Consider the following 13,148-nt stretch of genomic DNA (forward strand, 5'->3'; position numbering starts at 1 on the left):
GTGAACGATGACGATTATTGCGGACATTTACGCTCGCGAGGTGCTTGATTCCCGCGGCAACCCGACTGTAGAAGTAGAAGTATATTTGGAATCCGGCGCTGTAGGCCGCGCCATCGTGCCTTCCGGCGCTTCGACTGGCGCTTATGAAGCGGTGGAGCTGCGCGACGGCGACAAGTCCCGCTATCTTGGCAAGGGCGTACTGAAAGCCGTTGAAAATGTGAACGAAATCATTGCACCTGAGCTGATCGGTCTCGACGCGCTTGACCAAGTGGCAATCGACCAGAAGATGATCGAGCTTGACGGTACAGAGAACAAGGGCAAGCTGGGCGCCAACGCAATTCTTGCCGTATCCATGGCAAATGCGCGTGCGGCTGCAGAAGCGCTGGGCGTTACCCTTTATTCTTATCTGGGCGGCTTCAATGCGAAGACACTGCCTGTGCCAATGATGAACATCGTTAATGGCGGCGAGCACGCCGACAACAACGTGGATGTTCAGGAATTCATGGTTCTGCCTGTAGGCGCGGCTTCCTTCCGTGAAGCGCTGCGTACCGGCGCAGAAATCTTCCACAACCTGAAGGCAGTGCTGAAAGAAAAAGGCCTGAACACAGCTGTAGGCGACGAGGGCGGCTTCGCGCCGAACCTGGCTTCCAACGAGGAAGCGATTCAGGTCATTATCTCCGCAATTGAGCGCGCTGGCTACAAGCCTGGCGAGGATGTATTCCTTGGCATGGACATCGCCTCCACAGAGTTCTTCAAGGATGGCAAGTACCATCTGGAAGGCGAAGGCAAGTCCTTTACCTCCGCTGAATTCGTAGATCTGCTTGCATCTTGGGTAGACAAATACCCGATCATTACAATCGAGGACGGCTGTGCCGAGGACGATTGGGAAGGCTGGAAGCTCTTGACCGACAAGCTGGGCAGCAAAGTACAGCTCGTCGGCGACGATCTGTTCGTGACGAATACGAAGCGCCTGTCTACTGGCATTGAGAAGGGCATTGGCAATTCTATCTTGGTCAAAGTGAACCAAATCGGTACGCTGACTGAGACGTTCGACGCAATCGAAATGGCGAAGCGCGCAGGCTATACAGCGGTTATCTCTCACCGTTCCGGCGAGAGCGAAGACTCCACGATTGCCGATATTGCAGTGGCGACGAACGCCGGTCAAATCAAAACCGGTGCGCCTAGCCGCACAGACCGTGTCGCTAAATACAACCAGCTGCTTCGCATTGAAGACCAGCTTGGCAGCGTCGCACAATACGCAGGCCAAAGCGCGTTCTACAATCTGAAGAAGTAAGCTTGCGGGTTGGGCCATAGCAGATTCTCCCACTCGTTCGCCATCTGGCATAGAAACGAATAAGCAGGGCAAAATTGAGCAAGGATTCCGCACAATCGTGAATAGGAATCTTGCTCTTTTTTTGGCATAATGGGTCTGTACATGCTAATTTGCAAAATGTCGGGCCCCGCGAAAGTAATAGGAGCAAATATCGGAGCTTCACATCACTTTCGCGGGTAGAATGTCAGGCTCTGCGAAAGTAATAGGAAGCATCTTCGGAGTTTCATTCACTTTCGCGGGCATATCATCATCAGAACAGCCTGCAGGGACGAGGCGAAAGGAGAGGCAAAAGCGTATGGCAAAGATTCCAGTTGGATTGCAGATGTATACATTGCGGGATGAGACCGCGAAGGATTTCACGGGCACCTTGAAGAAGGTGGCCGAGATGGGGTATAAGGTGGTCGAGTTCGCCGGATATGGCGATCTGCCGGCGAAGGAATTGAAGAGTGTGATGGACGGACTTGGCATCTCTTCCCCTTCGAGCCATGTAGCCATGACGATCTTGGAAAATGAGGACAGCCTGCAGAAGCAAATCGAGTATTCGCTTGAGATTGGGCAGAAATACGTCATTTGCCCGTGGCTGGAAACGGAGCGCTTCACCAATCAAGAGAAATTCATCGAGATGGTAGAAACGTTCCGCAAGGTCGGCGAGGAGCTGAAGAAGCACGGCCTGCAGCTGGCCTATCACAACCACGACTTTGAATTTGAGAAGGTGGACGGCGACTATGCGCTCGATCGGCTGTATGCATCGCTCGACCCGTCGCTGATGGTGGCGGAGCTGGACCTGTACTGGGTGGCGAAGGCCGGACTTGATCCGAAAGCGTATCTGCAGCAGTACAAGGGCCGCTGTCCGATCATTCACGTGAAGGACATGACCAAGGATGAGCGCAAGTTCTTCGCTGAGGTCGGTCAGGGCTCGATTGACTATCCGTCGATCTTCAGCGTAGCCGAAGAGGTCGGCATTGAGTATTATCTCGTCGAGCAGGACCGCTGCGAGCGTCCGCCGTTCGAGAGCATTCAGATGAGCATGGATTACTTAAAGTCAATTGGTATTGCGTAAGAAGCAAGGTCAAGGCGGGAAGCAAAACGCAGGTATCGCATGCATGGCAATGGTTATGCGGCGGGCGGGTTGCTTTCCGTCTTTTTAATTGGGTCTGGCGCTTTTGTAAGCGCTGACGCATTGGCATGGTTGTCAATTCAGGCCGGGTATGCTATGATAAGTGTACTGTGTTTTGACCGAACACGCAAGCAACGGGTAGCAGGAGGTGTAAGTGATGCACTTGGCTTTTAAGGTTTTGTTGATTATTTTCTCGCTTGGTATGATTCTCGTCGTACTGCTGCAGAAGGGCAAGAGCGCTGGACTTTCCGGTGCCATTACGGGTGGTGCTGAGCATTTGTTCGGGCGCCAGAAGGCTCGCGGATTGGACTTGCTGCTGTCCAGAGTCACCATTGCGGTAGCAGTTGGATTTTTCTTGCTCTCGCTTCTCGTCTCTTACGAGGTATTCAGATAATAAACATAACGCGAATCACAGCAGGGAATGCTATTCCTGCTGTTTTTTTATGCTCATTTGCGGTGGTTGACAGCATGCTCAATCGTCCGTCGCCATGGTAGCGCTGGATGGAGGATTGCGAAGTGCAGGTGGCGGGTCGTTCAAGTGCATTCATTCATGCTGTCGCGCCGGTGGAATGAGAGCTGATCGCGTATCGCAGCGGACATTGTTGACCGTTAGAGGACGAAAAGAGGCAATTTCCAAATGTGACGGTCGTTGGTGTCCATTAGGAGTGATGAAGGCGCAATCTTGGCACGAATCGATGCGCTGATGGACATTCGCATCCGTTAGAATCTCGGTTTCGGTTTGTTTTTGCTTCTAGCGGACATTAGTGACCGTTAGCTTTCACAGTGCCGAAATGTTGGCGCGTCGGCTAGCGGTGGAGACCCAAACGATGTGCTAGGCAAGTTATGCACAATAACATTGACGACAAGTGTGGGCAGCAGGCGTGCTGACGGCTGTTTTGTCATTGGCTGGAGGGCTTATTTTCCTTTGTATTCCGCATTGGTGTACAATGAACGGATAATGGGTATAGATAGAAAGAGGTGAACGCGAATGGTAACGGACCAGGATTTATTGAATTTTATGCGGGAAAAAGCGTACAAGCCCATGACGTATCAGGAGCTGGAGAGACACTTTGGCATAGACAATGCGGCGGACTTCAAGGAGCTCTTGAAGCTGCTCAACCGGCTGGAAGATGAAGGGGAAATTATTCGTACGCGGACAGAGCGTTACGGCGTGCCGGAGCGCATGAATCTGATCAAGGGACGATTGCAGGCGCATGCGAAGGGCTTCGGGTTCCTGATTCCGGAGGACCGCGAGCTGGCGGATGTTTACATCCATGCGAACGATTTGAAGGGTGCGATGAACGGTGACACGCTGCTCGTCCGCGTGACGAAGGGCGCCGACACGCAGCGCATGGAAGGGGAAGTCGTGCGCATCGTGAAGCGGGCGAACACCCAAATTGTCGGCACATTCGAAAGCTACGAGACTTATGCCTTCGTCATTCCGGATGACAAGCGGATTACACGGGATATCTTCATTCCGCAAGAAGGCTTTAAGGGTGCGGTTTCGGGGATGAAGGTAGTCGTCAAGCTTGTGACGTACCCCGAAGGCCGTTCAGCGGCGCAAGGCGAAGTGGTCGAGGTCCTTGGCCACAAGGATGATCCAGGCGTCGATATCTTGTCGATTATCCGCAAGCATCAGCTGCCGGAATCGTTCCCGGATGAGGTCATGGCCGAGGCTGAGGCCGCCCCGGACACGATCCGCGAGGAGGAGCTTGCCGGACGTCGCGACCTGCGCGGCGAGACAATCGTGACGATTGACGGCGAGGATGCGAAGGACCTGGATGACGCCGTGCATGTCGTCAAGCTGCCGAACGGCAACTACCAGCTCGGTGTGCACATCGCGGACGTTGGCTACTATGTGGCCGAAGGCTCGGCGCTTGATCGGGAAGCTTATGCTCGCGGCTGCAGTGTGTATCTCGTCGACCGGGTCATCCCCATGCTGCCGCATCGGCTGTCGAACGGCATCTGCAGCTTGAATCCGCAGGTGGATCGGCTGACGATGACGTGCGAGATGGAAATCGATCATACCGGCAAGGTTGTCGCCCATGACATCTACCCGAGTGTAATCCGCACGAAGGAACGGATGACGTACACGAACGTGCGCAAGATTCTCGTCGATCAGGACGCCGAAGTGATGGAGCGGTATGCGGATCTGGTGGAGTTCTTCCGCTTGATGGAGGAGCTGGCCGCCGTGCTGAGGCAGAAGCGGATGAACCGCGGCGCGGTCGATTTCGACTTCCAGGAGTCGAAGGTCATTGTCGACGAGAATGGCAAGGCGATTGATATCGTCAAGCGGGAGCGCTCGGTGGCAGAACGGCTGATCGAGGAGTTCATGCTTGTGGCGAATGAGACGGTAGCCGAGCATTTCCATTGGCTGAAGGTGCCGTTCTTGTACCGGATTCATGAGGACCCGGATTCAGAGAAGCTGCAAACATTCGTCAACTTCGTCTCCAACTTCGGCTATGCCGTGCGCGGCAAGGGCAATACCGTACATCCGCGCGCGCTGCAGACGCTGCTGGAGGAGATTGAGGGAACGAAGGAGCAGACGGTCATCAGCACGATGATGCTGCGCTCCATGAAGCAGGCGAAATATGATGCGGAGAGCCGCGGGCACTTCGGGTTGGCGGCGGAATTCTACAGCCACTTCACCTCGCCGATTCGCCGTTATCCAGACTTGGTCATTCACCGCATTATGCGGGAAGTGATCTTGAACAACGGCATGCTGCCGGAGAATCGGCACAGCTATCTGGAAGAGCGGATGCCGGACATTGCCCAGCAATCTTCAGAGCGTGAACGGGTAGCAGTAGACGCCGAGCGCGATACGGAAGCGCTGAAGAAGGCCGAGTTCATGATGGACAAGGTCGGCGAGGAATTCGAGGGCATCATCAGCAGCGTGACCAACTTTGGCATGTTCGTCGAGCTGGACAATACAGTCGAGGGCTTGATCCGCCTGAGCGATCTGACCGACGACTACTATCACTTCCACGAGCTGCACATGGCGCTGATCGGGGAACGCACCTCGCGCGTGTTCAGGATCGGAGACGAGGTGAAGGTGCGCGTCGTGCGCGTTAGTCTGGATGACTATACCATCGACTTCGAAATGGTCGATATGAAGCCGCGCAAGGAGAAGGTCAGCCTCGTCGACGGCAAGAAGCGTCGCGCACGCAGCGGGGAATCTGCGGTTTTCACGCCGGAACAGCCGCAGGAGGGCCAGTGGTTCAACCGCCCGCCGGGCGAGGGCGGGAAGCCGGCCAAGAAGCGCCGAGGCGGCAAGGGCAAGCCGGCGCCGCGCCGGGACAAGTCTGGACCAGGACGAGGCAAGTCCGGGAAGAAGGCGAATGGCCTGGCAGCTGTGGCGAAGAAGGCCTCCAAGCGAAAGAAGAAGTAAGCAGGGAGCAGGTGGCGGCGCAGTTGCGCTGCTTGTTCCTCCATCCGCTTGCTCTGGCGGCCGCTTGTTTGGCCGGTCTGGCAAGTGGATTTTTTTCACCGTGATAGGAGTGGCATCTTGATTTTGCCTGGGGGGCTTTGTTAGAATGAATATCTAGCTTGAAATTGTCGCGTCCCACTCATCTTGCAGCCAGCGGCTGCGTATAGTAGGGAGTGCAAGGGGCAGGCGCGCTCGTGCGAAGGAGGAGGAATGCGGAATGGGGAACAAGAAGGCGGACAATGTGCTGGCGCAAAACCGGAAGGCGTCCCACGATTATTTCATCGAGGAGACGTATGAAGCCGGCATCGTGCTGACCGGTACCGAGATTAAGTCGCTGCGCAACGGCCGGGCGAACTTGACCGACAGCTTTGCCACCATTCGCAATGGCGAGGCGTTCGTGCACAACTTGCACATCAGCCCGTTCGAGCAAGGCAATATCCACAATCCCGATCCGACGCGGGCCCGCAAGCTGCTGCTGCACAAGAAGGAGATCGCCAAGCTGGTTGGCTCCTCGAAGCAGGAGGGCTACACGCTCGTGCCGCTCAAGATCTACTTGAAGAACGGCTTCGCCAAGCTGTTGATCGGTCTCGGCAAGGGCAAGAAGCAGTACGACAAGCGCGAGACGGCTGCCAAGCGCGATGCGCAACGTGACATCCAGCGCGCGCTGCGCGAGAAGCAGAAGGTGGCGCGCTAAAATTGTGCAGATGATGAAGAAGCTGCTTCTCTGTTGTGTTCCGTGGCGAACGGAAGCAAAGGCAGCGGCCGCCAGCCCTTCCATGAACCTTTCCTGTGAAGGGAGCGGGACTGTGTTATAATAGGGTTGTGAGCCAGTGAAGCACGGGCTTTGTCTGTGCTAGAAATTGTCTGCGGCAGCGCATGTTTTTTCATACCTCGGGGGCGTTTTTGGATTCGACGGGGGTAGGTTGCGCATGAGTAGCGGGTAGTGGGGTCGTCCACTATAAAACGCAAAGCCAATAATAACTGGCAAACAACAACCTTCTTACGCTGTAGCAGCTTAATAACCTGCACGCGTGCTCTACCTCAGCATCGCCCATGTGCTGGGACTAGGGCTCAACTTTAGTGGGATACGCCGCTGGGTCTCCGTCTGGGGTCCACGGAAGAAGACAATCAGACTAGCCTAAAGCGTAGTGGGTGACTTAGCAGCGCTCTAGGCGAATATTTCATAAGTCACTACACCCGTAGAAGCTTATGTGGCGATATCTTCGGACAGGGGTTCGACTCCCCTCGCCTCCACCAATACCATGCGAGAAAGCACCGTGTTAGGTGCTTTTTTGCAGTTTCAAGGAAAATTCGCTATACAGTGAGGTTAATGACAGTATGATGTACAAGGGTATTCCCGCCGCCTGACCATGTATAGCGAGGAATTTCGTGTTCTATTCGTTGCGGTCTGTGAATTAACACTACGCATAATAAGTATAACTTTCCTGAAGATTTAGGCGGAATGGACATGCATATTGACAATCAGATTGGCATAAAATATAATGATCTTAAGTGATCAGGCCCATGTTCCTTACGAGGACTGGGCTATTTTATTTTATGGGAAGGACTTTATGAAACCATTCAAAACCTTTAGACAGCAGTTAAAGATCCTAAGATCGAGAGGGCTAATCATTAATAATGGTTCGAGAGCCACTAGAATTCTCGAAACAGAGAATTACTATTCTCTGATTAATGGATATAAAGACATATTTCTTCAAGTAAATAACACTGGAAAGGTGATAACTCCTGAGCAGTATAAGAATGGAGTTACATTTGAGGAAATTTATTACTTGTTTTGTTTTGACCGCGAGTTGCGTAACATATTAATAGAATATCTATTGAAATTTGAAAGCAGCATCAAGTCGAAGATTTCATATAGGTTTTCGGAAGAGCATAAGGAACCTAATGCATACTTACAAATGGGGAATTTCTCCCGTGATCCAGGAAAGCTCAAGAAGATTCTGCAATTAATTGCAACCATTTCAAATTTGATTTCAAAAAACGCTGATCGGAACGGTCCTATTAAGCATTATTTGGACAATCACGATGGAGTGCCGATTTGGGTTCTTGTGAATTATCTAACAATTGGAAACATCCAATACTTTTTTGATTGTTTAGATTCATCTCTTCAGAACAGTATCGCAAAAGATTTTGCCATTCCATTTAACAAAAGCTATAATCTTACGATTCAATTTACGTCTGATGAATTAGCAAATGTTTTGAAGACAGTCAATTATTTCAGAAATGTTTGTGCGCATGAGGAGCGGTTATATAGCTTCAGAATTCATAAGCCCGCTAGGAGTGCACAGATTTCGAATCACCTAAATATAAATAGTTCGCATTTGGATAGAGGGAATATATTTACTGTTGTGTCGTTCTTGAAATTAGTTATTAAAAAAGAAGATCATAAGTCACTTATAAGAAAATTGAAACGTTTGTTTGATAATTACAATCCGAAGTTCTCGTCAGTGAATATTACAGATGTGATGAATAAGATGGGTTTCCCTGCTAACTGGGAAAGTTATTATTGATATTGGGGGCAGTTTGTAATTATTTGAACTGCCCCCTTGTCCTTATCTGTTATGTTAATTGTACTGCGATGGTCTTTTCAAATAAGGCATTTTCCTCTGATACGAATTGCAGTTTGATGTGGATAATTTTGGACGCCCTATGAACAAAAATATTTGCAACATATTTCTTAAGGACTTGGTTCAATAGTTGTGGATCGGGCACCTCTGATTCCATTAAAGCAAGAATGGTTTGGATGTCATATTTAACAGTAGCAATATATGAATCGGGAACATTTATTTCTTCTACAGAACTATTCAATATTGCTAATTCAGTTTCTTTATCGGTAAGCTCAGCTTTCATTTCTTGAATGATGTCAGCATAATATGGTTTTCCTATTCCATTTATCATGTCCTGTTCCATTAATTCAATGCGCTTGACAAGAAAGTTAATTTCATTTTCAAGTGTAGTTGCAGATTGAAGAACGTATTTATTTTTTTCTTTTGAATAACGTTCAATTTCTTGCTGAAGCTGATTATCCATTGACAATCGCAGCAAGGTGGTTTTAATTTTATTCGAAACAGTCGTTTCAACTTGCTCCTTTCTCCAGCCGACATATGGGCAAAATTCCTTTCCTTTTCGTTGATATCCACCACAACTATAATAACGTTGTCCACCGCCTTTCCTTCGTGTCGATGTGGAATTCCCTACCATTCGAGAACCGCATTTATCACAAATGAAGATACCACGTAGCCAAAACGGTGAATAAGACCATGTATGAAATGGTTTATATGTCTCGCCGCCACCTTTATTACGTGCCTTAGCCCTCTCCTGGCACAGGTTGAACAATTCTTCTGTTATAATGGATGGATGAGCATTTTCTGTAATCACCCACTCTGAGCGATCCCGCCACTTTTTACCCTTCGTTTGGTAATCCTGCTTATTCCAGACTTTACGCCCGATGTATGATTCATTAAAAATAATGGCACGTATTGTACTGGCTGACCACTGACCTCCCTTCTGTGTTGGTACTCCTTTCTCATTAAGTTGATTTGCGATCTTCTTATAGCCCATACTTCCATAGGCATACTGTTTAAAAATCCAGCGTACAATATCAATTTCTTCACGTGGTCCAAGTACCCATACAGCTTTTGTCTTCTGAGCACCGACAGCAACATGTTCTGTACGATAGCCATAGGGTGGAGTGCCTCCATTGTTATATCCCTGTTTGGCGTTCTGAGTCATACCCTTGCGCACTTCTGTGGCGAGGTTGGCGTTGAAGAACTCGGACATAACCTCCAGCATACCTTCCAGAAGTTTGTCCTGGGGCGTTTCTGCTTCGGTTTGTTCAGTAACGGATATGACTTTAACGCCGACTTGAGCAAGTAAAGCTTTGTAGATAACATGATCATCACGCTTGCGGGAGAAACGATCAAACTTATGAACAAGAATAGCATCGAATGGACGATTGCTGCGCTTGGCGACGGCAATCATCTTCTGGAACTCTTCACGATCATCGGTTTTCGCTGACCTCCCTTTTTCGATATACTCATTTACGATGATGTAACCGCGTTCTTGGCAATATTGCTGGATTGCCTTCACTTGTGCAGGAATGGAAAGCTCCTTTTCTGCTTGACGGTCTGATGATACGCGGGCGTAGATTGCTACTTTCATTGACTAACAGCTCCTTTGTATAGTGTTTTTTTGGTATAAAAAAAGCAGATACACCACAATGGGTATACCTGCTTGAACCAACGTAATGAATGGCAAGGTTCATATTTTTAGTCTGCGTAGATGCAGTTCCATTTGGGCTGCATCCCATATCTTCTTATCAATGATAGCGGGGTGACTGTTCTCGGATATAATCCATTCCGATTGTGGTCTATTGCGTCCTCGCGTTTCCATCTTCTTATTCCATACTCGATGACCTAAGTATGCTTCATTGTTTAGGATGGCTAGTATGGTCGATGCAATCCATTTTCGACCAGCGGGAATTCCTTGCTCATTAAGAAAGCGGGCTATCTTCTTCCCACCCATACCTTGCGCAGCCATGCTGAATATCTGCTTGATAATTTTCACCTCCTCATCAGGTCCGAGTTCGTAATTGACCTTGCTACCCGTCCTAACTAATCGGTAGCCGAATGGAGCGCGTCCACCACAGTGGAATCCCTGTAGGGCATTCTCTTTCATGCCTTTAATGGTTTCATGCTTAAGATTCATGTGGTAGAACTCAGATATGACCTCAAGCATTCCCTCTAGGAGTAGTCCATGGGGAGTATCTGGTTCAGTCGGTTCAGTAGCTGATAAAACAACGATGCCTTGCTTCTTGAGCAGGGCTTTGTATACGACATGATCTGTTCTATTACGACTAAAGCGGTCAAACTTATGGACCAGAATCGCTTGAAAGCTCTTGTTGGTCTGTTGCGCCGCCGCAATCATTCGTTGGAATTCTGGTCGATCATCTGACTTGGCGGACTTCGCCTCATCTACGTACTCCCTAATGATCTTCCAGCCCCGATCTAATGCATAGCGTTCAAGAGCTTCCCTTTGTGCTGGAATGGATAGTTGACGTTCTGCTTGCTGTTCAGACGATACACGTAGGTAAGTCACTACGTTCATGTTATCAATGCTCCTTATCTGTAGAGTTGTTATTGTACTGCCTTGCGTCATAGATCTCACCTCCTTTCAAGTGGGATCGGCGCATCTCACCGCCGTAATTATTCGCTGTCATGACAAATAAGTCTGATTCACAATCAGACTTTAGGGATCCCCGTGGGCGACTTAGGAATCTTAGCGCAATTTCATATTGCATAACTTGGAGTTGGAAATTTATAATGATTGAAATGCCCTATAAGGGAAATCATGGTAACCTTGCGAATCGGGGTGGTGAAGAGATGACCCAAATTTCTGTTTTTACAACTCCTGATATCTTTTACAAAGATATGAATACAGATTTCGCTAACTTCCGAGACATGCTTAATCAATTAAGCTGTTCAGATGCAATGTTTTGGTGTGCCAGAATAAATCTTGCCTTGAACGCAACAGGTAATATGGAAGCTCAAGCCCCGCTCTTCAGCATGTTGACGACTAATAGAGAGAGATATTGGCTTCAGAAGGCACTCAGGAAAAATCGAAGGAAAGGTACAACGTTTACTATCTTTTTCCGAGGACAAATGCTGGAATTAATTCGTTGGATCGCATTACTTTGTGATGATCACCCTGATGATGGAACAACTTTTGATAGCGAGGATACAAAAATCACTTTTTTCAAGTGTGCGTTGATCGCCAGTAATATGTGGGATAGACATACCTTTGGCACGGCGTTGCATTATGAAGTAGATACCCATAGGATAAGACAATACATGGTGGCTTCTTTTCGGAAAAGCATAGAGGCATCAAGAGCAGCGCCTGATTTGGATATAACAATAGGACGTGGTTGGATATTTTATCAAAAATATTTTTTGAAATATTACTCATCATTTAATAATGACTTCTTAAGCATTACAGGACTTTCATTCGAGGACTATATGGTGTGTTTTTCAGCTATTGCATTGCATTTCACGGACCCACTACGTAAGCCATGCATTATAAATGCTAATACAATTGGGGAGACCACATTAATACCTGATAAATTAAAAGCGTATATTCGACTTGAATCACAAACTATAGAGGAACTACGTAAGAGGTTATGGAATGGGAAGGGGAGGGAAGAGATAAATGATGATACTGCTGGCCCCATGGATACCATTCCATTAAGGGACAAACCAATATACACTGCATCAGATGGCAGATCAATAGTACTGGATGCAATATATTTTCATGAGAGTGTACTAGTAAGCCCCATGTTTCTGATGATCCAACTTAAGCGTAAGAGTGCGAACCAAATATTTTCGGCTTTTGGCGATGCATTCGAAGACTACTGTTGCGACATTCTTGATAGGATGTATTCTGACAAAGCTGAATATACATTTAGGCAACAGAAGAGCTATCAACAGCAAGGGAGGAATCTCGAGATTGATGCTGCTTTACTTCAAAATAAGACAGCCATTCTCTTTGAAATCAAAGCATCCTTCATCAGAGAATCTGAGGTTAGCCCAGACGGCATCTCTTTCGAAGAAGAATTAAGAAAAAAGTACAGTAATGTAGTAGAAGGTGGGCAAGAGAGGATTAAGGGAGTAGGTCAATTAAGCCGTACCATTAAGCATATAGTAACTAGGAGTATAGATTCACTAAACCAAGACTTCCAAGAGATTAACGAGATCTTTCCCGTTTTACTGGTTCATGATACACTGCTTGATGCTCCACTCACTATTGATCTCCTCCAAAAAGAATTTATACAGGTTATTGAGAGCGACCTTGGGTATGAGTTGAAAAAATGCCCAATTAAGATTCATGCACTAACAATAATGACAATAAGCAATTTAGAATTGCTGGAAGGCTCCGTGCAACATTTTAACATCATTAATATGTTCAGAGATAAGTCGCGTGAAGATCCCGTCTCCCTTCACGACTTTGTAGCATATTCTTCTCGTTACGGATTTTATAGAAACACTTTTCTGGTGAACGCAAGCTTGGATATATTAGAAATGACGAGAAAGCAACTTTTTAATCAAGCCGAGTAGCGGGGAGGTACGTAGCCATGAGAGTGATTCAGTTAATTAGGCCCTCGGGGATCTATAGAGGTGAAGATATCATGCATTGGGTTGTTGAGAAGGATCCAAGCGATTGCTTAAAGTAAGCTTTACCTATGCGGTCTCTTTCCG

Annotated in this window: 9 protein-coding genes and 1 other RNA gene; 8 read left to right on the plus strand and 2 right to left on the minus strand. The window is 48.3% G+C overall.

Annotated elements, in window-relative coordinates; all coding sequences use genetic code 11:
• The first annotated feature begins 7 nt into the window (after window positions 1-7).
• From eno to XYCOK13_RS09075, 7 genes are all read left to right on the plus strand, one after another.
• On the plus strand, window positions 8-1,294 hold the full coding sequence (gene eno / locus XYCOK13_RS09045; protein ID WP_213411809.1) for a phosphopyruvate hydratase: 1,287 nt from the start codon (window positions 8-10) through the stop codon (window positions 1,292-1,294).
• 334 nt (window positions 1,295-1,628) lie between these two features.
• On the plus strand, window positions 1,629-2,393 hold the full coding sequence (locus XYCOK13_RS09050) for a sugar phosphate isomerase/epimerase family protein (RefSeq protein WP_213411810.1): 765 nt from the start codon (window positions 1,629-1,631) through the stop codon (window positions 2,391-2,393).
• 214 nt (window positions 2,394-2,607) lie between these two features.
• Window positions 2,608-2,844, plus strand: a complete 237-nt coding sequence (secG, locus tag XYCOK13_RS09055; protein WP_213411811.1) for a preprotein translocase subunit SecG — start codon at window positions 2,608-2,610, stop codon at window positions 2,842-2,844.
• 594 nt (window positions 2,845-3,438) lie between these two features.
• Window positions 3,439-5,838, plus strand: a complete 2,400-nt coding sequence (gene rnr, locus XYCOK13_RS09060; protein ID WP_213411812.1) for a ribonuclease R — start codon at window positions 3,439-3,441, stop codon at window positions 5,836-5,838.
• Window positions 5,839-6,094: 256 nt separating this feature from the next.
• Entirely contained in the window at window positions 6,095-6,571 is a 477-nt protein-coding gene (gene smpB / locus XYCOK13_RS09065; RefSeq protein WP_213411813.1) for an SsrA-binding protein SmpB, read from the plus strand.
• A 199-nt stretch (window positions 6,572-6,770) separates the two neighbouring features.
• Window positions 6,771-7,134, plus strand: a transfer-messenger RNA (tmRNA) gene (gene ssrA / locus XYCOK13_RS09070).
• Between the two features lie 314 nt (window positions 7,135-7,448).
• Window positions 7,449-8,408, plus strand: a complete 960-nt coding sequence (locus XYCOK13_RS09075; protein WP_213411814.1) for an Abi family protein — start codon at window positions 7,449-7,451, stop codon at window positions 8,406-8,408.
• Window positions 8,409-8,457: 49 nt separating this feature from the next.
• Here the strand turns inward: XYCOK13_RS09075 and XYCOK13_RS09080 are convergent, their stop codons facing one another.
• Window positions 8,458-10,059 carry a recombinase family protein gene (locus XYCOK13_RS09080; RefSeq protein ID WP_213411815.1) on the minus strand — a complete coding sequence of 534 codons (1,602 nt, stop codon included), beginning with the start codon at window positions 10,057-10,059 and terminating at the stop codon, window positions 8,458-8,460.
• Window positions 10,060-10,158: 99 nt separating this feature from the next.
• Window positions 10,159-11,004 carry a recombinase family protein gene (locus XYCOK13_RS09085; RefSeq protein WP_213411816.1) on the minus strand — a complete coding sequence of 282 codons (846 nt, stop codon included), beginning with the start codon at window positions 11,002-11,004 and terminating at the stop codon, window positions 10,159-10,161.
• A gap of 215 nt (window positions 11,005-11,219) precedes the next feature.
• On the opposite strand from XYCOK13_RS09085, the gene XYCOK13_RS09090 reads away from it, so the two are divergent.
• The gene (locus XYCOK13_RS09090) at window positions 11,220-13,007 is read left to right on the plus strand and encodes a hypothetical protein (RefSeq protein WP_213411817.1); all 1,788 of its coding nucleotides are present in this window, start codon (window positions 11,220-11,222) and stop codon (window positions 13,005-13,007) included.
• The last annotated feature ends 141 nt before the right edge of the window (window positions 13,008-13,148 follow it).

It is taken from the genome of Xylanibacillus composti, from assembly GCF_018403685.1.
Taxonomy (GTDB): Bacteria; Bacillota; Bacilli; order Paenibacillales; family K13; genus Xylanibacillus; species Xylanibacillus composti.

Bases quoted from the DNA above. Each gene is read 5' to 3' on its own strand.
- eno (WP_213411809.1), top strand. From the start codon at position 8: ATGACGATTATTGCGGACATTTACGCTCGCGAGGTGCTTGATTCCCGC.
- XYCOK13_RS09080 (WP_213411815.1), bottom strand. From the start codon at position 10,059: ATGAAAGTAGCAATCTACGCCCGCGTATCATCAGACCGTCAAGCAGAA.
- XYCOK13_RS09075 (WP_213411814.1), top strand. From the start codon at position 7,449: ATGAAACCATTCAAAACCTTTAGACAGCAGTTAAAGATCCTAAGATCG.
- XYCOK13_RS09050 (WP_213411810.1), top strand. From the start codon at position 1,629: ATGGCAAAGATTCCAGTTGGATTGCAGATGTATACATTGCGGGATGAG.
- smpB (WP_213411813.1), top strand. From the start codon at position 6,095: ATGGGGAACAAGAAGGCGGACAATGTGCTGGCGCAAAACCGGAAGGCG.
- XYCOK13_RS09090 (WP_213411817.1), top strand. From the start codon at position 11,220: ATGATTGAAATGCCCTATAAGGGAAATCATGGTAACCTTGCGAATCGG.
- XYCOK13_RS09085 (WP_213411816.1), bottom strand. From the start codon at position 11,004: ATGAACGTAGTGACTTACCTACGTGTATCGTCTGAACAGCAAGCAGAA.
- rnr (WP_213411812.1), top strand. From the start codon at position 3,439: ATGGTAACGGACCAGGATTTATTGAATTTTATGCGGGAAAAAGCGTAC.
- secG (WP_213411811.1), top strand. From the start codon at position 2,608: ATGCACTTGGCTTTTAAGGTTTTGTTGATTATTTTCTCGCTTGGTATG.